Source organism: Marinobacter sp. ST-43 (genome assembly GCF_030541085.1).
GTDB classification, from domain to species: Bacteria; Pseudomonadota; Gammaproteobacteria; order Pseudomonadales; family Oleiphilaceae; genus Marinobacter; species Marinobacter nauticus.
In genome coordinates this window covers 96,059-117,748 of sequence record NZ_JASSVO010000007.1, presented here as the reverse complement: position 1 = coordinate 117,748, position 21,690 = coordinate 96,059, and the positions used below count along the sequence as shown (strand labels likewise).

Below are 21,690 nucleotides of genomic sequence, written 5' to 3'. Positions count from 1 at the left end.
ACTGTCAAGCACTTACCTGGTTAATGGATTGACCAACATGCATTCGACGTATACCAAGCTTCCCGTTGTTAGACATGAGGTGTACCGGAAAGACCGGGCATTAATGTACCAAACGGCTGGACTGCTGTTCGCTACGATCTGCGGTCTCGCCTACTGGTTTTACCTGGATACCTCATCAGTCGTACCGGCAATCATCTTTATTATCTTCACGAGCTTTGTTTTTTGGGGGTATCTGCGGCTGGATTTCGGAAACATCAATCACATGGTTGAAGTGACTCCTCAATTCTTGCGAGTCGATGACTGCCCGTTAGAGGAAATCGCCTGGCGGGATATTGCTCAACTTAAACTGGAAAAGCGTTCCAGTTCACAGGGCGCGCGATCTGCGCTACTGATTATCTATTTGAAGGACGGACACAATTACCGTCTCCCGAAGCCTGGCAGATTCATATCGAAACAGCGCAGGGATGGTGGCATTGTTGCCACCAACCTTTACAACTACGAGGGCGATTACAACGAGATTTTTGAGCAACTTTGCGTGGCGAAAGAGGGCGGGCAATTTGTTCGGTGGCCATCGGATCAGGTCGGGTCAATTGGTCAGGGGGATCCGTCAATCGATACGTGTTCAGTCTTGGTAAACAAGCAGGCTTGATATTTTGAATTGCGGAGCGGGTTCAACAAACGATTCGGATCAATATTATGGACCTGCAGCCTATCGTCCGCAGTTGATTCCTGACCAGCGTGTTCAGCAACAGGATTTGAATCACTCGACGCCGGGTCGCTCGACCTCTTTCCGCCTGCCTTGGGGAAGCACTCATGATGTGATTCCACCCTTAGTGATGGAGCGCACGCCACCAAAAGCGCTTCGACACATCGAAAAAAATGGAAATCTACTTCGTGCTAGGGATTTTCAGGGTGAGTTCAATCACGAGTGCATTCGCTTTGCACGACTGGCCTGGCGGTCAAGGGTTATCAACTTGCTTGAGGTAGGCGGCAAAATGGTAGCTGTCATATTGACGCCATTTGTTTTGATTACCTATTTGATGTTCGTGTATCTGCTTGCTCCCGAAGAGACTTGGCTTTCGGTTCTGCAGGGATTTCTGCCAGCGATATTTTGGGCTATTGGTTTTCCGGCTTCAGCGTGGCTTTGTGCAAGAGTGATCTTTAAGCTTTTCCCAGGATGGTGCGTCAAGAATGGCAAGGGGCCGGAGTGGGAGCTTAATCGGCGAACTGGAATGGTTACTCAGTGGCACTACTCTCGAAAGTTGCCATTTAGAAAACAGATTGCTCCTCAAATCATACAGGCTCCATTTTATGAGTTTGACGGATGGGTTCTGGCTGGAGCTGATCGTTTTGGTCCACGATTCGACTTCGTCTTGTGCCATCGCTATCAAAAGCTGATAGTGCGCATCGGTGACGACTTACTGAGTTGGCACCGCTTTCCAGATATGTGTTACGCGTTCTGGGATTTTATTCAGAACTACATGGATGTGACACGACCTTTGCCTGATATTCCGGCCTTAGAGGCTTATCGTCATCTTGATCCTGTTACGGCGGATCATGACCGAAAAAATAAGAGATCAGCTAGGCATTGGAGGGACATGGACGATAGGACATTTGACCAAAAAGTGCGTCAGATGTTCAGTGATATCAAACGCATTAACATCGAGAAGCGCCCAAACCTGATGGCCAAGAAGGTGCGCTATGCGCACATGACGCCGGAAGATATGTTGGCCTATGGCCGTGGTTCACGACAATCTCGTCAGCGTCGAGCAAAATCCGGATTGAAGAAAGAGCCCATCCGGAGTGTTCCTTCAGATTAGTAAGTGGCGGTTTCCAAGCCTGCGTATCACGTTGCGCAACAAGAACTATATGGATATGAGCCTACACTCACCCCGGGAGGAATTTAATGTCTCTGAGCCCGGATTCAAAGGCCGTAGCAAACTCGCGGGTTCCACCTTGGCGAGTTATTACTGCTCCTATGCTTATCGCCCTGACTCGATTCCCGAGCAAAGCAATCAAACTCAGGAATTGAACCGAACCGGATTAGATCGCTCAGCCAGCTTACGATTACCGTGGGGTAATACCCGTGAAGTGATGCCGCCCACCTTCATGTCAAGAAACCCACCCAGGAAGTTGCGGCGACTGGAGAAAAAAGAGGATCTGTCAGAGAAGTACGGTCTTCACGTTGAGAGTAATCATGAATGCTTCCGGCATGCACCATTGGCTCTCCAGGCTCGATTAGTAAGTATAATTAGTGTTACAGGTGCGTTGTGGGCCTACATTGTTTCTCCCGGATATTTGATAACACTGATTTTGATGTCGCCGTTGTTTACGTCCATTAGTAGAAACTATTCCGAGTACATACAAAGTCTTGGTTTATTCGAATTTATCATGCTTGGAGGCGGCTGGATTCTCATTTTGATGGCCAAACTGGCGTTACGCCTCTTCCCGAAATGGCTTTTACGGAATGGCCGAGGCCCTGAATGGGAATTCAACCGTCGCACCGGCATGATCAAGGTTTGGCAATACCCGAAAAAGTTTCCTTTTCTCCCCAGAAAGCCGCCGGTAGTGGTTGAAAAGCCCTTCTACGAATTCGATGCCTGGTGCTGCGCGAGGGTGGATCGCTTTGGCACTTTGTTTGACCTGGTGCTCTCCCACCGTTACAGCAAACTGGATGTTACCGTTGGCGATATTCTCGGCGCCCACGGCAGTCCCACCATGTGTTACGCCTACTGGGATTTCATCCAGAATTACATGGATATCACCAGGCCGCTGCCGGAACTGCCCATGCTGGAGCAGTATCGACACCTTGACCCGACCACCGCAAAGCATGATCAGGCAACGGGCCGTCCGGCGCGTTACTGGCGGGATATGGATGACAAAACCTTCAAGCAGAAAGTGGACGATATGTTTACCGATGTCTCCATCATCGATACAACACGCAGGCCCGACCTGATGGCGGAAAAGTTGAGTTATGCGTCCTGACTTGTGAACTGGGGGCTTCCATTGCCAACCAAGTAGGACGGCTCTTGTGACTACCCGGTCAAAGTTCCCAAACCCATCATCGGGTAGACTACTCCTTCGAAAGTTGTCCAAAGCATTATTCGAAAAGGAATTCAGTTATGGCTCGCAGGCTTCACATCGCTTTATTTCTGCTTTCCCTTGGTCCGTTTTCTCACGCTGCCGTCTACCAGTGGACAGATGCCAACGGTCAGACCCATTTCGGCGATCGCCCCCCGGCGAAGGCCAGTACCAAGGAGGTGCGCGTCAACGCCGCACCAGCCCAGACCGATGCCACGGCCCGAGACCGGCAGCAGAAAATGACCGAGTTCCTGGAACAGCAACAGCAGGAGCGGGAGGAGCGTCAGGCCAAAGAAGCGAAAGCCCGGCAACAGGCCGAAAAGCAGGAGGAGCTATGCCGGAATCTCCAGGCCCGTCTCAAGCACCTGGAGAGTGTTTCGACCTTCTACGATATCAATGAGAACGGTGAGCGGGAGTACGTGTCTGAGGAAGAAAATCAGCAGATTCGGGACCGTTTCCGCGCCAAGGTTAAAGAAACCTGCGGCGAGTAGGTACCTATTGCGATTAACCGGCAAGGCTACCGGTTAATCGCAGCCTCCGGCTGATTCAGCATCGCAATCAGCGGATTCTTCCGTAGCACATAATCCCGCAACAGGTAGCCCAGAAGTAACCCCAAGCCAAAGCCACCCAGATGCGCGGCCCACGCCACACCGCCCTGGGCGGTGAACATCCCGAACAGGTTTATCAGGCTCCAGATCAGGAAGTACCAGTGAGGTGCGAGTTTCTTCTGGTAAACAATGATCATGAAGGTAAGACTGGCGTGCCGGAACCACATCAGGTAGAGACCGAACAGGGCAGCGATGGAGCCACTGGCCCCGACCAGCAGCAGGGGGCCCTGGCTGGCATCGAACAACAGCAGTTCCGCAAGGGCCGCCATAATGCCGGCAAACAGGTAGAGTGCCAGGAAGGCACCATGCCCCAGCGCATCTTCCAGGTTGTCGCCGATGATCCACAGAAAGTACATGTTCCCGACCAGGTGCATCAGGCCACCGTGCACAAACTGATAGCTCAGCAACTGAAGCACAAAATGTGACGGGCTTTGGGTGTCGGAGTTCAGCCCCAGGTTTACGAAGATCCACTCATTAGCCTCAGGGGACAGCGCTCCAACACCAAACACCAGGGCACAGAGGAACACCAGGGTTCGGGTAACCCAGGGGGTGCGGTGGGGTTTTACGTTGTATTCCACCGGCATTGCGGTCAGGAACTGGAACAGCCAGGATTTCCAGCTCACTTTCTGGTTCAGGTCTTTAAGGGCCTGCTTCAGTTGCGGCGACTGCATTACCTGATCGACTTCGTGTTTGTCGAGCCAGACGCCGTCACAGCCGGGGCAGCAGTCAATTTCCGTGGTGTAGTGAGCAAGCAATTGGTAGTGGGTCATGGGCACGCGGCACCGCCGGCAAAGCCGGTCGCTGGTGCGAAGCGCGGGGCCGAGGTGCTGCTCGTGATCGTACTGGTCTACGCCGTCATGATGCTCGGCAATCGCCTGATTTAACGCGCCATCTTCAAACCATAGCCCGTGGCACAGGCGGCAGTCGAATATGGAGGGATGGCTGGAGGAGTCCAGGCTTGCGGTATTGCAGGCCGGGCACTGTCGATAGCGGTTTCTGGGCATGACGTCCTTTTCCTGGTAAAGCGGTTTCTGAAGCGCCTGGCGATTACTGGTCCGAGGCAGTCAGATACTGCCTGGCAAATCCCTGCAACTCCTCCGCCACGCGCTGGCGAATAGCGGCACGATCCTGCGGATCCAGTTCGTACTTGCGTGCCAGCAGTTCGAAATCCTCGTCTTTGAGGGTTACCGTCAGTCGCGGGCGGGCACGGCCTTTACGGTAGGGCAGGTGGAGCACCTTGCGCACCATGTCGGCGGTCGTCATATCCTGCATGGCCGCCGACACGCGAAAGGCGCGCTGGATGTCGTTGGACAGGTCGAAGGCCATCTGTACCGCCTGAACGGCCTGTTCTTCTCGGGACCAGTCCTGTTTCTTCGCCATGGGGTTGCCTGTGAGAGCGCCTTCGAGGTGCTTGAGTGAGCGCCCCGATTTCGGGGCGCTCAGGGTTTACGGGTTTGCGTTGCCGCCCTTGAGGCGTGCCAACACATCGTTCACGGCATCCTGTTCGCCGTCAATGCCGGCGGCTTTCAGTTTTTCGTCCAGATCTGCGCCGGTCAGCTCTTTTTCCAGGGTGGCGCTGGCGGTCTGGCGGTCTTCTTCCCGGGCCTGGCGCTCGCGAATCCGTTCCAATGTCTCTTTCGCGGTGCTCAGGGAGGACTGCTGGCTGTTGATGTTGGTGTCAATCTGCGCGGTGGTGCGTAGCACCCGCTCGTTGGTCTTCACCACTTGCAGTTCCCGGCGGTAGTCGGCCAGCTGTTTCTCGGCTTTCTGAACCCGGTCTTTCAGGCCCACAATGCGCTGTTGCAGCAATTCCCGGGTTTGGGTCAGCTCCGAAGCGCGGCGCTCATGGCCAACAATTCGCTCCGCCACTTCCCGGGCCAGGTCTTCCTGGCCAGCCGCGATGGCTTTGCGGGCATCGTCTTCACGCTTGGTGGCGCTGTCCTGCTCGGTACGGATCTGTCGGGCCAGGGAGGCCGCTTCGGCCATCAGTGACGCCAGCTCCTGCTTGGCCTGTTTCAGCTCATGCTCGGAATCGCGCAGTTCCTGTTCCAGAATCCGGTTGCCCTGGCCGTCGACAACGGCTTCACCCAGTTCGTTCACACCCCCGCGCATGGCGGTCAGGATTTTTTTAAGTACGGTTCTCATGTCTCAGCCCTCACTCAAGCCAGGTAGTCTTCAAAAGTCTGTAACAGGTCGATGGCATTCTCGGCGAGGGTTACCAGTTCCTGCATGATCTCGCTGGTGCCGGACGTGGGGCTCAGTGCGCCATAGACCACATAGTGCTGGCCGGTTTTGCCAAGAGAGCTTAAGGGCATGGGAACACTGATGCGCAACATGTTTTCATGCAGCTCGTTCAGACGTTCCGGGGCCAGTTCCTGTTCGTCGAAAAGGTACGCAAGGCACAGAATCTGGGTGTCGGTTACGGTAATATACACCGGTGTTTCTTCGGCGCCGGACACGATTACCTGCAGCACCGGTTCTTCGCCGGCAATGGGCATGACATCGAAGGTTCGGCCAGCATGGGTGGCGTCACCCAGGGCCAGGGTGAGAGATTGGGTATCCACGAATAGCTCCTTCCTGTGGCGTTGAATCGGTTCGGCCGATCCGGACGAACCTTGTCCTGTCGCTTGACATTTTATGTCAATCATCCGAGTCTATACCTCGCAATTAAACATTTGCAAGAAATAGTTTGTTTACGTTATAAACAACTCGTCAGTCTGACACGGACTGTCGCCCAGTGGATTTACCAGAACGGATGTCTGGTCGCGTATGGATACATTCTTTGCAATTGCCTTCTCCTTCCCCACGGTCATTTTTTCCGTATTGTTGTGCGTGGCCATCGTTTACTGGCTGATTTCCCTTGTGGGTCTGGGCGATATCGAGGCAGATGGCGATATTGATGCCTCCGGCGACTTCTCCGGCCTGATGGTGACCCTGGGGCTCCAGGGTGTCCCGCTGCCACTCGTGCTTACTCTGTTGTTCCTGATTGCCTGGTTGGCGAGCTATTTTGCGGAGCTGTTGCTCGGTGCACTGGTGCCTGATGGTTTCCTGCATGCACTGTTCGGGCTGGCGATCATCGCCGGCTCTCTGGTGATGAGTGTTCTGGTGACAGCCGTTGTTATCCGCCCACTGCGGCCACTGTTCCGGCGGGCGTATTTACCCCCGCTTCAGAAACGTATTATCGGTACCGCTTGCGTGATTACCTCAGCAACGGTGACTGAAACCAAAGGCCGGGCAGAAGCGATTCTGGACGGTGCCCATCTGGTGCTGCAGGTCCGCAGCCATACGCCTTTGGCGCATCGCGAGCGCGCGGTGCTGATCGAACATATTCCGGACAAGAACGCCTGGTGGGTGGTTCCGGAAGCTGAATTCCTTGCCGGCGAATCGGCCGGTTAATCCCCGCACCTACTCCCTTCAATCAGCGCAGGAGAATGACTAAATGGACTTATCTTGGATGATGCCAGCAATCATGACCGTCGGGGTCCTGGTTCTGCTGATACTGGGCATACTGGCCCTGTTCAAGGCGTTTTACCGCAAGGTGGACCAGGGCCAGGCCCTGATCGTGAACGACCTGTCGCCCACGCCCAAGGTGTATTTCACCGGGGCCATGGTGCTGCCGGTTATCCACCGCGCCGAGACCATGAAAATCTCGGTCATTACCCTGGAGCTTAACCGTACCGGCAAGGAAGGGCTGATCTGTAAGGACAACCTGCGGGCCGACATTACTGTCGCCTTCTACCTGCGGGTGAATGAAACCCAGGAAGACGTGCTGCGGGTTGCCAAATCGGTGGGTGTGGGCCGTGCCTCAGACCGCGATGCCGTGAACGAGCTGTTCAATGCCAAGTTCAGTGAAGCGCTGAAGACCGTTGGTAAGAAGCTCGAGTTCATGCAGCTGTTTGAGGAGCGTCAGCGCTTCCGCGATTCCATCGTCGAGACCATCGGGGAAGACCTGAACGGTTATGTGCTGGAAGACGTGGCCATCGACTACCTGGAGCAGACGCCGAAGACCTCACTGGATCCGAACAACATCCTGGATTCCGAGGGCATCAAGCGGATTACCGAAATCACCGCCCTCCACAATGTGGAAACCAACCGTCTGGAGCGGGACCAGGAGCTGGAAATCCAGCGCAAGAATGTGTCGGCCCGGGAAGCGTCGCTGGAACTGGAACGCAGCCAGGCCGAAGCCGAAGCGCGCCAGCGCCGGGAAATTGAAACCCTGCAGGCCCGTGAGACTTCGGAAACCGAGCAGGTGCGTGAGCAGGAGCGGGCCCGTGCCGAAGCCGCTCGTATCAAGACGGATGAAGAACTGGCGATTGCGGACGAAAACAAGCAGCGCCAGATTGAAATGGCCATGAAAGCCCGCGAGCGTGCGGTGCAGATTGAGGAAGTGCGTATTCGCCAGGCCCGGGAGCTCGAGGATGTTAACCGTGAGCGGGCGGTGGAAATCGAGCGCATTGGCATGGAAAAGGCGCTGGAAGAAGAACGCAAGGAAATTGCCGATATCACCAGCCAGCGTATTGCCGTTGAGCGCAACGTGGCGGAAGAGGAAGAGAACATCAAGGATGTTCGCAACCGCTCCGAAGCAGACCGCTTGAAGGTGAAGAAAGTGGTGGCGGCTGAAGCCGATGCCGAAGAACTGAAGCTGAAAGATGTAAAAGCGGCCGAGGCGGCGTTTGAGCGCTCCAAGCTGGAAGCCGAGCAGATTCGGGTCACCGCCCAGGCGGAAATGGATGCAGCTGAGAAGAAATCGGTGGCTGATGAGAAACTGGCCCGTGGTCGCCAGGCTATGGCCGCGGCCGATGGTCTTGCCGAAGCGCAGGTCAAGGAAGCTCAGGCGTCTGCTATCCGGGCTGATGGTCTGGCCCGCGCCGAGGTCAAATCGGTTACCGCCAAGGCCGATGAAGAAGCCGGCATGGCCGAGGTTCGGGTGCTTGAGCAGCGTCTGGAAACCGAAGCCATGGGTGAAGAGAAACTGGGTGTTGCCAAGGCCGATGCCCGTAAGGCTATGGTTCTGGCCGAAGCCGAAGGTGAGCAGCGCATGGGCCACGCCAAAGCCGAAGCCCGCGAAGCCATGGCCAAGGCCGAAGCGGCTGGTCTGGTTGAGAAACTCAAGGCCTACGATGGCATGTCTGAGGAATCCCGTCACTTTGAAGAGTTCCGCATGAACCTGGAAGTTCATGAGAAGGAAGTGATGGCCCAGATCGACGCCCAGAAGGCTGGAATGCTGGAAAATGGCCGGGTTATGGCTGCTGCCCTGAAAGACGCCAAGTTCGAAATGATCGGCGGCGACGGCGGCATTTTCGAGAAGTTTGCCCAGGGCCTTGGCTACGGCAAGAGTGTTCAGGGCGTGCTGGACAAGTCCCCCTCGCTGCAGGCGGCGCTCTCGAACATTGCCGGCCGGGTGGCAGGTGAAAAGCCTAACCGCAGTTCCGAGACGGCCTGATAAGGCCGATGGCTCCCGGTACCGGACCCAAGGTGCCGGGAGTGCTTTCCCCTAACCGCATTCCCCTCTTTGGTTCAGGATGATTTGGTATGTCGACGGATCGCACCGAGCTCGAAAGCATTGTTCAGGAAGGTTCAGCCTTTGAAACCATCAAGCGCCGGCTGAAAGAGCAGGGCGGCCAACTGCGTGAGCAGGTGTCCGGGCTGAACCAGGCCCGCGAAGAGATCTTTGGCAGTGCCGGCATGAACGTGCTGGGCCGGGCCCGGGTGCGAACCGAAAACAACGCCATCGCCCGGGATGTGGTGCGTCTGGGCGACAAGCTGTTGTTCGGTTTCAATCTGCAGCTGGGCTTGCGCAAGACGCTGGTGATTGAGGACGTGTTCCGGCTGTACCACCTGAACGACGGCGACAGCGGGTTCGAGATGACCGAAGCGGCCATTGAGGGTTCGTTTCTCAAGGATGAACGCTTCGCCACCGACTTCCGGGAACTCCAGCAGTACTACAACACCGCCACGCTGTCGCAACTGGTGATTCTCAAAGGCATGTTGCTGATGGCGTTCCGCATCGGTGACAAGCTTGATGATCTTCGGGTGTTTCGCTGGGAACTGAAGCCTGATGGTGAGGTCAGCCGCTACATTGATAATCGCGGCGAGCGCGATCTGTCTTTCCCGGAACGTTTCAGTTTTCCCTGGAAAACCGTGGGCCGCGACAGCCAGGTTCAGGGCCGCTCTCCGCACCTGAACATCGCCGACACCCTGTTTGTGGATAACCTGCGGGGCAACATTACTTTCAAGGTGGAGAACAACACCTCCACCGGCGAAGGCATCTACTCGGACCCGGTGGAGTCCGATTCCCAGTCACTGGACGACGCCAGCTTCGATTTTGCCGATCTGGGCGAGATTCTGCTGGTACGGATTCTGCCGTTTAACGAAGAACACTGGCGCTATTACCTGTTCAATCGCACCGAGCGCAAGATCGAGCGCGTTGACGCCATGGCCGGTTCCGTCGCGTCGTTGCCGGACAATCACGGCCTGATTTTTCCGTCGGGTTATTACCTGAGTACCGGCGAGCTGAAAACCTTCCAGATTCCCGACGGGGATTTCCGGCTCAAGCGTACCTTGCGGGCCCCCAATGGCGAAGACATGCTGTATGTCTTCTTCGAACAGCGCACCGGTCAGGTGATCCTGTTCCGCTACAACCTGATTCGCAAGCAGGCGGATGTGCCCCTGATTGGCCATGGTTACGCCCTGTTCGAAAACGGGCATCTGGTGATTTTCAACGCCGACAAGGAACCTACGCTGGTGCACCCGCTGCAGGTGTGGGAAACGCCGTTCACTTCTGAAAGTTTCCACGCTGCGGCGAACGTCGCCAACGATTCCGAGCTGGCGCGCATTGGCAATCCCGAGCTGGTTCGGGGAATTGCCGAGCTGAATACGGTGGTTACCCTGGTGGAGGGCGCCAGCGCCAGTGAGCGGCATTTCACCAACCTGATTCGTACCGTGGACCGTATTCTGGACCAGTTCTTCTGGCTGTCAGCGCGTCAGGACGAAGCCTTGTTTGCCGGGTTAAACCAACAGCTCAGCACCATCCGAAGCACCGCAGAGCTGGTGCTGGATGAGTATGAGAAAGTCCAGAGCATTCGCGCCCAGACTGAAGCTGCCATTACCGAGGTCGCTCAGGACCAGGGCGCGTTGATGCGGGACCTGAAACCGGATAGCTGGAAAGCACCGGATCAGTTTGTCAGTTACCTGGCACGTTTGCGCGATCATCGCGGCCGGGTGCGAACCCTCAATGATCGGCGTTACGCCGACAAAGCCCGTATCGACACTCTTGAAGAGGAGCTGGCCGAGGCTGAGGACCGGCTGACCGAGCGCACCTTCCGTTTCCTGGCGTCGCCGGAGGCGCTGGATGGCTACCGCCAGACCCTGACCGAGTTGCAGACTGCGCTGGCCGAGGCCGACAGCCGGGATGCCCTGAAGAAGATTGTCGATCGCTATCGGGAACTGACCGAAGGCCTGGACATGATCCAGAGCATGCTGGCGTCCATGGGCGGTGACGATGCCGCGCTGGAAACGGCGATCACCGATAACATCTCGGGCATCTACGCGACCATCAACCAGCAGCGTTCCGAAGCGGAAATCCGGCTGAAAGAGCAGGGCAGTGCGGAAGCCCGGGCCCAGTTTGCGGCTCGTATCCGGCTGTTTGAGCAGAGCCTGGCGAACGGCGTCAGCGCGCTGTCGGATGTGCGCGAATGCGATGGTCTGATGACCCGGATGCTGGATCAGCTGCAGGAGCTGGAAAGCCAGTTTGGCGAATATGACGAGTTCCTGGCGGCTATTCTGGAGCAGCGTGAGAACGCCCATGAGAGCATCGAGGCACGGCGCCAGCAGCTCCAGGATCAGCAACAGCGCCGGGTAACCACGCTCACCGATGCCGCTGCCCGTATTCTCAAAAATCTGGGCCGCCGTACCGAACGTTTCAGCAGCCCGGAAGAGCTGCATGCCTTCTTCGCCTCTGATGCCATGGTTAGCCGGTTGCGCAGCATGGCCGGTGAGTTGCGGGAGCTGGGTGCCGCCATGGAGGCGGACGATTGCCTGGGCCAGCTTAAAGCGGCTCAGGACACGGCCCTGCGCAGCGTTCGGGACAAGGCCGATATCTTTGAGGATGGCGGTGCCGTTATCCGGCTGGGCAAGCACAAGTTCAGCGTTAACCAGCGGGAGCTGGATCTGACCCTGATTCCCCGGGACGATCATGTCCTGCTGCACCTGACCGGAACCCAGTATTACGAGCGCCTGGAGGAGCCCGAGCTGGACCGCCTCCGGGGCTACTGGAACATGAGCCAGCCTTCGGAATCCGACCGGGTGTACCGGGCGGAGTATCTGTCGGCACTGGTAATCGATGAGTTCCGCAAGGCCGGAGACCTGCCAGTCAACGTCGCGGATCTGGATGAACTGACCGGTTACATCCGCAAGTTCGCCTCGCCCCGATACCGGGAGGGCTACGAAAAAGGCATCCATGATCACGACGCAGCGCTGATTGTCAGTACGCTGTGGCCGGCGATTCAGAACGCCGGGTTGCTCCGTTTCAGCCCCAGGGCGCGGGCACTGGCCATGCTGTTCTGGGCCGGGTTAAGCCAGCAACAGAGCGCGGGCCAGCAACTGCGTTCCCGGTGCCTGTCTGCCGGCATCCTCAGCCGCATGATGCAGTCCGATGAGCTGCTGGAATCCCTGCAACAGGAGCTGGAACCGCAGCTCGCAAACTTTGTGGAAGAACAGCAATTGAGCCTGGCCGGGCCGGGCAGCGATGGCCGCAGCCTGGTGCATTCCGCAGCCCAGTACCTGGTACGACAGCTGGCGGAAGAATCCGAAGCCTTCGATATCACTCGCTATGCCGGGGATCTGGCAACCGGCTTTGTCGAGGCACTGAAACGGGATAACCAGTTTGCCCAGTATCAGCAGGCACTGGAGGTCGTGGCCGATCAGCCGGCTGCTCGCTGGAGCATCACCAGCCACTGGTTGAAAGCCTGGATGGCCAAGACGGATCAGCAGCATCTGCTGCACTATCTTCCGGAGGCCGTGGTCGTGCTGAACGTGGGCGAAACGGTGAAAACCTCGGTCCGCAGTGTGGAACTGGCGTTCCAGATTGAGGGTCTGCTGGGCCAACACCCTCGCATTGAAGAGCGCACGCTCAGCCTGCAACTGGATGAATTTGACGAGCGTCTGCGATATCACCAGCAGGAGATCATTCCTGGTTGGCAGCAGTTGCAGGAGGTGCGGCAGCAGGTACTGGAGAAATGGCGTGGCCAGTTACGGCTGGACGAGTTCCGGCCCCGCCCGCTGTCGTCGTTCGTGCGTAACAAGCTGATCAGCGAGAGTTACCTGCCGATCATTGGCGATAACCTGGCCAAGCAGATGGGCACGGCGGGTGAAGACCGCCGCACCGACCAGTCCGGGCTGCTGATGATGATCTCGCCGCCGGGCTACGGTAAAACCACGCTGATGGAATACGTGGCCAACCGCCTGGGTCTGATCTTCATGAAGATCAACTGCCCGAGCCTGGGGCACGACGTGATGTCGCTGGATCCGGAGAAGGCGCCCCATTCCACCGCCGAAGCGGAGCTGATCAAGCTTAACCTGGCGTTGGAAATGGGTAACAACGTGATGTTGTATCTGGACGATATCCAGCACACCCACCCTGAATTCCTGCAGAAATTTATCTCCCTGTGTGACGGCACGCGCCGCATAGAAGGGGTGTGGCGCGGCAAGACCCGCACCTACGACATGCGCGGCAAGCGTTTCTGTGTGGTGATGGCGGGTAACCCCTACACCGAGAGCGGCGAAGTCTTCAAGGTCCCCGACATGCTCGCCAACCGGGCCGACATCTACAACCTGGGTGACGTGCTCTCGGGCATGGAGCATGCCTTTGCGCTGTCCTACATCGAGAACAGCCTGAGCTCCAACCGGGTGCTGGCACCGCTGGCCACCCGGGGCATGGCGGACTTTTACCGGTTCGCCGATCTGGCCGAAGGCAAAACGGTGGCGGATTCGGACTTTGAACACGACTACAGCGCCGCCGAGCGCGATGAAATCGTTGCCCTGTTGAAGAAAATGATCCGGGTGCGGGAAACCGTGTTGCGGGTCAATCAGGCTTATATTGCCTCCAGCGCCCAGGCAGAAGCGTACCGCACCGAGCCCACCTTCAAGCTGCAGGGCAGTTACCGGAACATGAACAAGCTGGCGGAGAAGCTGTCGCCGGTGATGAGTGACCAGGAACTGGAAGCCCTGATTGATGACCACTACCAGGGCGAGGCTCAGCTGCTGACCTACGGCGCCGAAGAAAACCTGCTCAAGCTCAAGCAGATGCGCGGCACCATGAATGACGAAGAAGCGGCACGCTGGCAGACCATCTGTGAGGAATACCGCCGCCGTCAGCAAGCCGGTGGCGACGAGGAAACCGGGGTGAAAGTGGTTCGCCAGCTGGGCCTGATCTCGGAACATTTGCAGCAACTGGGGCAACAGCTGGTTGCCGGACTGGACAACGGAAAACACCCGGAACCCGATCTGGATAAAGCCCTGAGCCAGCTGTCCCGTTCCCTCGAAACCGGCCTCACCGAAGGCCTGCAATCGGTACAGCTGAATCCCGCTGTCACCGTCAACCTGGACAGCCCGCCCCAGGTGGGCGACGCGCTGATGGCCTTCGCCCGGATCTTTGAAGAATCCATTGTGCCGCTGGTGAAAACCATGGATGGCAAGCTGGACCTGGATCTGAAAACCCAGAGTGACATGAGCCGTGTGTTGCGAGTGATCCGGGAGCTGCAGGAGCGTTTGCTGGCCGGTTGACCACGTTGATACCGGGGGCGAATGTCTGGATCGCCCACCCCGGTATCAATGCGTTGGCTTTACTGAGGGATGGTCTGTCCTGAAGACCGGCGCAACTGCTCCATAGCGCCAAGACTGGTAAATACTTCCAGGCTACTGACCGGGCTGGCGCCTGCGTCGGCTCCGACATAGTAGTCCGGCATATCGATGGTTACGTCCTTCAGGGCCGGGTACATTACCTGGGCGATATCGCGCTGGATTTCGGCCATATAGATATCCCGGGCGGCCTGTTTGGCCAGCAGGTGTGCCTTGGCGACTTCGGCTTCCGCCAGGCCTTGCTCACGAATGGCTTTTGCAGCGTAGGTGGCGGCTTCGGCATTGGCTTTCTGGATGTCTCTCTCAGCAACCGAGATTTCCAGCTGCTTCTGTTTCTCCAGCACGGCTACGGCCTTTTCTTTTTCTTTGCGGACGGTCTCCAGTTCTGCCTGCTGGCGCTCCATTTCCACTTCTTTCTGCTTGGAAATAATGGCCAGTTCTTTGCTGCGCTGGGCGTCCTGGATGGCCCGGGCCTTCTCGATCTCTTTTTCCAGCTGCGCGGTTTTGGCTTCGGCGCGTGCGGTTTCCTGGGCCTGGATCGCGGTAATCCGCTTGGCGACCAGGTCCTTCTTTTTCACCAGCAGCTCATCCAGTCGCTTCTCGGGCAGCGGACGGCCAATGGTCACCTGGCGTACCTGAATGCCATAAGCATCCAGCGGGTTGGCAATGCGCTTGGCTTGGCCGGCGCTGTCCTGCAGGATGATGTTTTTCCAGACCAGCTGCACTTTCCGCTCCAGCCGGTCGCCGTCGTCGTTGGTTGAAGATACGGCAGCCAGGTCGGTCTGCTCCACTTCCACCTGCTGTCGCTCGGTTTCGTAAAGGCCATTCTGCAACTGGTCTTCCAGTTGAACCTTGAACTTGTTCAGACCACCCTGGAAGAACTCTTCGCCGGTGTACTGGGTGGCGGTCACTACGGTCACGTTTTTGGCGTTCTTGATCAGCAGGGAATCGATCAGGTTGTCGTAGCTACGGAACTCACGATGCATAGCCACAATCTTTTCGGGATCTGCTGACAGTCGGAACCGGAAGGTGGCCGGAATGCGAGCGGTGTAGGTGTCGGCAAACTGCACTTCCACTTCGCCCAGCTGCCGGGTGGATTTGATCTTCTCACCGCTTTCCTGGTTACCGAAACTCAGGGTCATGGCCTGGTTGTAGGTATAAACGTTTGAGAAGAACGGCACCTTGAAGTGCAGGCCGGGCTCGGTGAACACGCGGATGGTGCCAAACAGGGTGTCCTGAACCACATAGGTGTAGCCCAGCTCCGTGGTAAAAAAGGAAGACATGGCCAGGAAGACCGCGAACAGCGAGCTTGCGATGGCCAACAGATATTTTTTCAGATTATTCAGAACAGCAGAGAGCATTTTCTCTGTCCGTGAGATTGCCGGGGCGTCCATTCGATACTCCAGATGGGTTCTTGGGGCGGCAGAATGTACCGGAATGTCGTAAATAGTGTGTAGGAAGATCAGTCAGATTTTTGTAGGAAAAGTCTGCATATGAAGAGAAGTTGATCGGCTGGTCAAAAAAACGTCATGCGGTGGTCATGGCTCTTGTGAACACTGACGCTGCAGTATCATTCATTTCACAAGGAGCAGGTTATGAAGTTACGCGTTATCGCAAGTGTGGTGTTGAGTACTCTGATGGCCGGAGCCGCCAATGCCACACCGGGCTTGCATGATGAACGTCAGTGGATGCCGCCTGGGCTGGAAAAGGCATGGCACGATCACCCGGGGCATAAAGGTTGGCACAAGTATCAGGGCAAGCCATCGGTTCAGGTGGGCGCGAGGCCGTACTGGTTGGTTGAGGAAATGGATGACGGCCCGCTCAAGGAACGTCTCAAGAGCTGTGACGTGCGCAACTTCCAGGCTACGGACTTCTCGATTGGCCACCGGGGAGCGCCCCTGCAGTTCCCGGAACATACCCGGGAGTCCTACATCGCCGCCGCCAGGATGGGCGCTGGCATTCTGGAGTGTGATGTTGCTTTCACCAAGGATCGCGAGCTGGTGTGTCGCCACGCCCAGAATGATCTGCACACCACCACCAACATTGTCACCATTCCGGAATTGAACGCGAAGTGTACCCAGCCGTTCGTCCCTGCTGATCCGGCATCCGGCACTCCGGCCAAGGCTGAATGCCGGACCAGTGACATCACCCTGGCGGAGTTCAAGACCCTCGAGGGTAAGATGGACGCCTACGATCCGATGGCGACCACACCGGAAGAGTATGTCGGCGGCACTGCTGACTGGCGCACCGATCTGTATGCCAGCCGGGGCACCTTGATGACCCACCGCGAGAGTATAGAGCTGTTCAAGTCACTGGGCGCCAAGTTCACACCGGAGCTTAAAACGCCATTGGTCGATATGCCGTTTGAGGGCGAGTACAGCCAGCGGGACTACGCCCGTCAGATGATTCAGGATTACATCGACGCTGGCATTAACCCGAAAGATGTGTGGCCGCAATCGTTTAATCTGGACGACGTACTCTTCTGGGTGAATGAAATGCCGCGCTTTGGTGAACAGGCAGTGTTTCTGGATCAGTCGCCGATCACGCCGGATACAGAGTCTCTGGCGCACATGGAAAGCCTGAAGTCCCGGGGCGTGAACATTCTGGCGCCAGCGCTCTGGAAAATGCTGGCGCTGGATAGTTATGGCGAGATTGAACCGTCTGAGTATGCCCGCAATGCCCGCATGGCTGGTCTTGATCTGATCGCCTGGACCGTGGAGCGTAGTGGTCCCCTGGCAAATGGCGGTGGCTGGTATTACCAGACAGTTTCGGATGCCATCAATAACGACGGCGATGTCATGAATGTGATTGATGTGCTGGCTCGGGAGGTGGGCGTCATTGGTGTATTCTCGGACTGGCCGGCCACGACCACCTATTACGCCAACTGCATGATGAACCCGAAAGGGCGCCGTTAGCGGGAGCTGTAACACCTGTCTGATGCCTACATTAAAGCCGGCCTGTAGGTTAGACTGGCCGGCTTTAAACTGGCGTAAGGAGCCCAACATGATCTGGACCGTATACCTCTCCGGCGAAATCCACACCGACTGGCGCGAGCAGATTGCTGCGGGTGCCGAGGCGGCGGGCCTGCCGGTAGAGTTCACGTCTGCCAATACCGATCACGAATCCAGTGATGCCGCAGGTGACTTCCTGGGCAAGCCGGAGAACAATTTCTGGCGTGACCACCAGTCGTCCAAGGTAAACGCCATCCGCACCAAAACCCTGCTTGAGCAGTGTGATCTGGCGGTCATCCGCTTTGGCGACAAGTACAAGCAGTGGAACGCGGCCTTCGACGCCGGTTACTGTGCGGCCATGGGCACGCCTTACATCACCCTGCATGACGAAGACATCGTGCACCCGCTCAAGGAAGTGGACGCCGCCGCCATGGCATGGGCGCAAACGCCGGAACAGGTGGTTGATCTGCTGAAGTATGTAACGGCTTAAGAGCCGAGATTTCGGAATTCTGTAAACAGGGACGTAACAGGGCAAAGGACCATGCCACTCTGCAATACCACCCGTGTCAGGGCGATGACTCTGGCATTCAGTTTTGTTGTATCAATCTGCCTGGCAGATTTCGGGCATGCCAGTGCCCGGCCGCCGGCTCTTCCGCTCGCCAATGTCTACCATCCCGGGGTCAACCTGGAAGACTACTGGGTCAGTGAAAAGCTGGACGGTGTCCGGGCATTCTGGGATGGCGAGACGCTCTGGTCTCGGGGCGGGTACAGGTATAGCGCACCGGCCTGGTTTACCCGTCAGTTTCCCGCTCACCCCCTGGATGGCGAACTCTGGAGCGGTCGTGGCCGTTTTGCGGAACTATCTGGCGTAGTCCGCAAAGTTCAGCCAGTAGATCAGGAATGGCGTCAGGTGCGCTTCCATGTCTTTGACTTGCCCGAGGCGGATGTGCCTTTCGAGCAGCGCTATAGACGGTTGCAGAAACTCTTGGCAGCGGCGGATTCCCGTTATCTGGTGCTGGTGGAGCAGCGGGTGATTGCCAGCCACGAGGAGCTGATGGCCCGGCTTCAGCAAACGGTAGCAGCCGGTGGTGAAGGACTGATGCTGAAACGCCGGAAAAGTTGGTATCAGGCGGGCCGTTCAGATGACCTGCTCAAGGTGAAAAGCCATCAGGATGCGGAAGCCAGGGTGGTTGCTCATCTTCCCGGTCAGGGCAAGTATGAGGGATTATTGGGGGCACTGGAGGTGGAGCTGGAGAGTGGCCGCCGGTTCCGGCTTGGTACCGGGTTCACCGATGAGGAGCGGCACAATCCGCCTGCTATTGGCGCCCGGGTTACGTTCCGCTATCGCGGCCTCACGGCTACAGGCTTACCCCGGTTCGCCAGCTTTCTAAGAATTCGTAATGACGAACCGGAGAGTATCGAATAGTTCAGCCTGCCAGCGCCTTCTTACTCTCGGCGAGTTCCTCGAGGGTGCTGTATTCACACTCGTTTTCAACGATAAAGCTGCGGCCTGAGTCGATCAGGATGTTGTCATCGCGCATGAAGCGACGGCCCAGCAGCACCGGATAAGAGAACTTGCCCCGATCCGTCAGTGAAAACTGGGTTTCATGGGTTTTGCCGCCAATACAGAAGTCCATTTTTATCACGTATCGGCGTTGTGACGGCGCGCCCTTGCGCTTGATCAGAACGGTCCGGTATACCGGCCGTTCGAATTCGAGAATCACTTCTTCGTGATCAATATCCCCTTCACTGGGCTGGTCTTTGTGGTCGCCCAGTGGAAGTTGGAACCGGACCCACTCTTCATTGTCCTTCTCGAACGGTTCAACATTGACCGCATGCAGTGAGGAGGTCTTGGCACCGGTGTCGAGACGGGCTTTCAGGCGTATGCCGGTTTCGCCCATTACCACCCATTCCACGAACCCCATAACCTCGGGTTCCGGTGTGGCCTCTTCTGTGCTTTCGGCCGATGCCGGAAGCGCGGAGAAAATCAGGCTTGTCAGAGTGAGTAAGAGAACAGCAGATCGCATTGGATGCTTCCTTGTATTTTCCCGGTTAAACGACAAATACGGTTCGAAAGCGTATCAGGATTCCCTCTCTGTCGCCCTTGCCGGCAGATTAAACTTCCTTGAGCCGAAGCGTTGGCAGCCATTCGCCCGTGAGCCGTATTCTGGCCCGATTATCGCCATAGCCATTGTCCCTGGCAGGCGTACACTGGAGTTATCAACAGGAGAATGATGATGGCACCTCAGGTCTCAACCGGGCGAATCCAGCAACAGGTAGCGGCCATCGCCAGTGGTTTTCTTGGCGACTGGCTGGAGCATCGTGGCAATGGTCTTGCCGTTCCTATGTCCGTATTTGCCGGAGATACAGAGCTGCAGGTAGAGAAACCGGAACCCGAGGTGCCCGGCCGTACCCTGTGCCTGTCGATCCACGGCCTCATGGAACTGGAGTCGGTATGGGATTTTCCCTCGCGACCGGGTTACCACTATGGCAGCTACCTTGCGGAACAGCTTGGCGATGCCAGCGCCCTGAAACTGCGTTTCAACACCGGTCGGCCGATTTATCGTAACGGTCAGGAGCTGGCGGCCCTGCTTGAATCCCTGGTCAGTAACTGGCCCGTTCCGGTGCAGCGGTTGATCCTGATCGGGCACAGCATGGGCGGATTGCTGATTCGAAGTGCCTGCCACTATGGTCTGGTGAATGGGCACTCCTGGGTCACACGGAACCCGGATTGCGTGTACATCGGTTCGCCACACGATGGCTCCTGGCTGGCGGTTGGTGCCCACCGGGCGGCCGGCTGGTTAAACCGGAGATCCCGGGACTATCTGAGGGTGATTGGTGAAGTGATCGACCTGCGTAGCGAGGGTATCCGTAACCTGTCCCGGGGCGATGTCCTGGAACCCGGTGTGGAGCCCCAGCCACTGTTACCGGAGGCCCGGCATTATGTGATCAGTGGCTTGCTCCTGCGCGGTCAACAACACCCTGTGAACCTGCTCTTTGGTGACGCCTTGGTGCAGCAGGCCAGTGCTGAAGGCGCTGGCCAATCCGGCTGGCAGCTGGCGGGCTGTGCGAATTTTCCGGGTGTGGATCATATCCGCCTGGCTCACCATACATCGGTGTGCCAGCAACTGGAGGACTGGTTGGTATGAACAAGGGTAATGGCGACATGCACTGGTGGCTGGGCCTGGTAGATCTTCTCGCTCACGGGGTGCAACACAGCGCGGTGAAGCTGCAGCGGGTTCATTTGTCGGTGGCCGAAGAAAGCTTTCGGATACTGGAAACTGTGCCGGTTACCCGGCCCGGGGCGAGAGTGGTTCGGGTATGGCACCACGGCATTTCCCGGCTGAGTTATGGCAGTGTGGCGATGGCGGGAGCGGCCGTGACGCGGATTACCGACGGTTATCTGCGGGAACGAGATGACAGGAATGTGAATAAATCTTAGTCCGGTTTTAACCCGGTACCCCTGAATTCTTCTGTAGGCTGGTTTTACGCAATCGGGAAACAGGATTTCCGATTGATCGTTTCGACGAATGGAAAACCCAACCACAGAGGAAAACGCGTTATGAGCTACAAAGCTGGATTTGCGTGTGCAACTGTTCTGACTGCTGCCGTCTTCACTGCCCCTGCTGTCTGGGCTCAGGATAATGTCAGCCGCGACAAGTCAGGACCGTACATCAGTGGTAGTTACGGGGGATACAAGGCCCACGGTGGCGAATTCGAGGACGAGAACGATCTGCTTGGTGCAGCTCTGGGCTATCAGTTCAACGAATTCTTTGCCCTTGAAGCGGAGTATATCGATTTTGGCAACTTCGGCGATGATGACGTGGAAGGTAAGCTTAAAGGCGCGGGCCTGAGTGCCATCGGTCGCCTGCCACTGACCGACAGCTTTGGCGTTTATGCCAAGGCCGGTGCGTTTGCTTCCGCGTTTGATGTTGAAGCCTTCGATGAGGACGAAACCTACGATGAGGTGAATCCTTTTGTCGGTGCCGGTGTCGACTTCCGGGTAACCGAACAGCTGACGGCGTTTGCTGAGTACAACCGCTACAATGTGGACATCGATGAAGACGACTTCAACGGCCAGGTAACCAACGACGGTCCGGATTTCGATACCGGTCGGGTTGGTCTGAAATTCCAGTTCTGACACTGACGTCAGTCGTTAAAAAAAGCGCAGCCCTTAGAGGCTGCGCTTTTTT

At 57.0% G+C, this 21,690-nt stretch carries 19 protein-coding genes; 13 read left to right on the top strand and 6 right to left on the bottom strand.

The window, feature by feature from the left end:
* Positions 1–37: 37 nt before the first annotated feature.
* The 4 genes from QPL98_RS11610 (at position 38) to QPL98_RS11595 (ending at position 3,572) form a co-directional block, all read left to right on the top strand.
* Entirely contained in the window at positions 38–649 is a 612-nt protein-coding gene (locus tag QPL98_RS11610) for a hypothetical protein (protein WP_303293301.1), read from the top strand.
* Positions 650–653: 4 nt separating this feature from the next.
* Positions 654–1,820, top strand: a complete 1,167-nt coding sequence (locus QPL98_RS11605; protein ID WP_303293300.1) for a hypothetical protein — start codon at positions 654–656, stop codon at positions 1,818–1,820.
* Positions 1,821–2,421: 601 nt separating this feature from the next.
* A complete protein-coding gene (locus QPL98_RS11600) occupies positions 2,422–2,985 on the top strand; it encodes a hypothetical protein (RefSeq protein WP_303293299.1) in 564 nt (187 codons plus the stop codon).
* Positions 2,986–3,122: 137 nt separating this feature from the next.
* Complete coding sequence (locus QPL98_RS11595; RefSeq protein ID WP_278350956.1) at positions 3,123–3,572, top strand: DUF4124 domain-containing protein; 450 nt, start codon at positions 3,123–3,125, stop codon at positions 3,570–3,572.
* A gap of 26 nt (positions 3,573–3,598) precedes the next feature.
* Here QPL98_RS11595 and QPL98_RS11590 read toward each other — a convergent pair whose 3' ends face one another.
* From QPL98_RS11590 to QPL98_RS11575, 4 genes are all read right to left on the bottom strand, one after another.
* Entirely contained in the window at positions 3,599–4,693 is a 1,095-nt protein-coding gene (locus tag QPL98_RS11590) for a rhomboid family intramembrane serine protease (RefSeq protein ID WP_023012133.1), read from the bottom strand.
* Between the two features lie 43 nt (positions 4,694–4,736).
* Positions 4,737–5,069 (bottom strand): hypothetical protein, encoded by a 333-nt coding sequence (locus QPL98_RS11585; RefSeq protein ID WP_011787111.1) that lies wholly within the window; start codon positions 5,067–5,069, stop codon positions 4,737–4,739.
* A 66-nt stretch (positions 5,070–5,135) separates the two neighbouring features.
* Entirely contained in the window at positions 5,136–5,834 is a 699-nt protein-coding gene (locus tag QPL98_RS11580; RefSeq protein ID WP_153740305.1) for a PspA/IM30 family protein, read from the bottom strand.
* Positions 5,835–5,848: 14 nt separating this feature from the next.
* Positions 5,849–6,253: a YjfI family protein gene (locus QPL98_RS11575; RefSeq protein WP_011787109.1), complete on the bottom strand. Its 405-nt coding sequence runs from the start codon at positions 6,251–6,253 to the stop codon at positions 5,849–5,851.
* A 205-nt stretch (positions 6,254–6,458) separates the two neighbouring features.
* Between QPL98_RS11575 and QPL98_RS11570 the strand changes: the two genes are divergently transcribed.
* The 3 genes from QPL98_RS11570 (at position 6,459) to QPL98_RS11560 (ending at position 14,471) form a co-directional block, all read left to right on the top strand.
* The gene (locus QPL98_RS11570; RefSeq protein ID WP_286894570.1) at positions 6,459–7,085 is read left to right on the top strand and encodes a hypothetical protein; all 627 of its coding nucleotides are present in this window, start codon (positions 6,459–6,461) and stop codon (positions 7,083–7,085) included.
* A gap of 43 nt (positions 7,086–7,128) precedes the next feature.
* Positions 7,129–9,132 (top strand): hypothetical protein, encoded by a 2,004-nt coding sequence (locus tag QPL98_RS11565; RefSeq protein ID WP_011787107.1) that lies wholly within the window; start codon positions 7,129–7,131, stop codon positions 9,130–9,132.
* An 89-nt stretch (positions 9,133–9,221) separates the two neighbouring features.
* On the top strand, positions 9,222–14,471 hold the full coding sequence (locus tag QPL98_RS11560) for a DNA repair ATPase (RefSeq protein ID WP_303293298.1): 5,250 nt from the start codon (positions 9,222–9,224) through the stop codon (positions 14,469–14,471).
* Positions 14,472–14,530: 59 nt separating this feature from the next.
* Here the strand turns inward: QPL98_RS11560 and QPL98_RS11555 are convergent, their stop codons facing one another.
* Positions 14,531–15,940: an SPFH domain-containing protein gene (locus tag QPL98_RS11555; protein ID WP_022993265.1), complete on the bottom strand. Its 1,410-nt coding sequence runs from the start codon at positions 15,938–15,940 to the stop codon at positions 14,531–14,533.
* Between the two features lie 201 nt (positions 15,941–16,141).
* Here QPL98_RS11555 and QPL98_RS11550 point away from each other — a divergent pair, with 201 nt between their 5' ends.
* The 3 genes from QPL98_RS11550 to QPL98_RS11540 all read left to right on the top strand — a co-directional run bounded on the left by QPL98_RS11550 (position 16,142) and on the right by QPL98_RS11540 (position 18,923).
* A complete protein-coding gene (locus tag QPL98_RS11550; protein ID WP_303293297.1) occupies positions 16,142–17,461 on the top strand; it encodes a glycerophosphodiester phosphodiesterase family protein in 1,320 nt (439 codons plus the stop codon).
* Positions 17,462–17,549: 88 nt separating this feature from the next.
* Positions 17,550–17,987, top strand: a complete 438-nt coding sequence (locus QPL98_RS11545; protein ID WP_303293296.1) for a YtoQ family protein — start codon at positions 17,550–17,552, stop codon at positions 17,985–17,987.
* A 51-nt stretch (positions 17,988–18,038) separates the two neighbouring features.
* Positions 18,039–18,923, top strand: coding sequence for a DNA ligase (locus tag QPL98_RS11540; RefSeq protein ID WP_303293295.1), 885 nt, complete (start codon positions 18,039–18,041; stop codon positions 18,921–18,923).
* A 1-nt stretch (position 18,924) separates the two neighbouring features.
* Here the strand turns inward: QPL98_RS11540 and QPL98_RS11535 are convergent, their stop codons facing one another.
* Entirely contained in the window at positions 18,925–19,524 is a 600-nt protein-coding gene (locus QPL98_RS11535) for an ATP-dependent zinc protease (protein ID WP_011787101.1), read from the bottom strand.
* 210 nt (positions 19,525–19,734) lie between these two features.
* Between QPL98_RS11535 and QPL98_RS11530 the strand changes: the two genes are divergently transcribed.
* The 3 genes from QPL98_RS11530 to QPL98_RS11520 all read left to right on the top strand — a co-directional run bounded on the left by QPL98_RS11530 (position 19,735) and on the right by QPL98_RS11520 (position 21,638).
* Positions 19,735–20,646, top strand: coding sequence for a triacylglycerol lipase (locus QPL98_RS11530; RefSeq protein ID WP_014422942.1), 912 nt, complete (start codon positions 19,735–19,737; stop codon positions 20,644–20,646).
* Positions 20,643–20,939, top strand: a complete 297-nt coding sequence (locus tag QPL98_RS11525) for a hypothetical protein (protein WP_121207881.1) — start codon at positions 20,643–20,645, stop codon at positions 20,937–20,939. The genes QPL98_RS11530 and QPL98_RS11525 overlap by 4 nt, the downstream gene beginning before the upstream one ends.
* A 120-nt stretch (positions 20,940–21,059) precedes the next feature.
* Positions 21,060–21,638: an outer membrane beta-barrel protein gene (locus QPL98_RS11520; RefSeq protein ID WP_011787098.1), complete on the top strand. Its 579-nt coding sequence runs from the start codon at positions 21,060–21,062 to the stop codon at positions 21,636–21,638.
* The last annotated feature ends 52 nt before the right edge of the window (positions 21,639–21,690 follow it).

Coding starts and splice junctions, on each gene's coding strand:
- QPL98_RS11610 (WP_303293301.1), top strand. CDS start 38: ATGCATTCGACGTATACCAAGCTTCCCGTTGTTAGACATGAGGTGTAC.
- QPL98_RS11565 (WP_011787107.1), top strand. CDS start 7,129: ATGGACTTATCTTGGATGATGCCAGCAATCATGACCGTCGGGGTCCTG.
- QPL98_RS11540 (WP_303293295.1), top strand. CDS start 18,039: ATGCCACTCTGCAATACCACCCGTGTCAGGGCGATGACTCTGGCATTC.
- QPL98_RS11585 (WP_011787111.1), bottom strand. CDS start 5,069: ATGGCGAAGAAACAGGACTGGTCCCGAGAAGAACAGGCCGTTCAGGCG.
- QPL98_RS11550 (WP_303293297.1), top strand. CDS start 16,142: ATGAAGTTACGCGTTATCGCAAGTGTGGTGTTGAGTACTCTGATGGCC.
- QPL98_RS11580 (WP_153740305.1), bottom strand. CDS start 5,834: ATGAGAACCGTACTTAAAAAAATCCTGACCGCCATGCGCGGGGGTGTG.
- QPL98_RS11555 (WP_022993265.1), bottom strand. CDS start 15,940: ATGGACGCCCCGGCAATCTCACGGACAGAGAAAATGCTCTCTGCTGTT.
- QPL98_RS11535 (WP_011787101.1), bottom strand. CDS start 19,524: ATGCGATCTGCTGTTCTCTTACTCACTCTGACAAGCCTGATTTTCTCC.
- QPL98_RS11560 (WP_303293298.1), top strand. CDS start 9,222: ATGTCGACGGATCGCACCGAGCTCGAAAGCATTGTTCAGGAAGGTTCA.
- QPL98_RS11525 (WP_121207881.1), top strand. CDS start 20,643: ATGAACAAGGGTAATGGCGACATGCACTGGTGGCTGGGCCTGGTAGAT.
- QPL98_RS11520 (WP_011787098.1), top strand. CDS start 21,060: ATGAGCTACAAAGCTGGATTTGCGTGTGCAACTGTTCTGACTGCTGCC.
- QPL98_RS11595 (WP_278350956.1), top strand. CDS start 3,123: ATGGCTCGCAGGCTTCACATCGCTTTATTTCTGCTTTCCCTTGGTCCG.
- QPL98_RS11570 (WP_286894570.1), top strand. CDS start 6,459: ATGGATACATTCTTTGCAATTGCCTTCTCCTTCCCCACGGTCATTTTT.
- QPL98_RS11545 (WP_303293296.1), top strand. CDS start 17,550: ATGATCTGGACCGTATACCTCTCCGGCGAAATCCACACCGACTGGCGC.
- QPL98_RS11600 (WP_303293299.1), top strand. CDS start 2,422: ATGGCCAAACTGGCGTTACGCCTCTTCCCGAAATGGCTTTTACGGAAT.
- QPL98_RS11590 (WP_023012133.1), bottom strand. CDS start 4,693: ATGCCCAGAAACCGCTATCGACAGTGCCCGGCCTGCAATACCGCAAGC.
- QPL98_RS11530 (WP_014422942.1), top strand. CDS start 19,735: ATGGCACCTCAGGTCTCAACCGGGCGAATCCAGCAACAGGTAGCGGCC.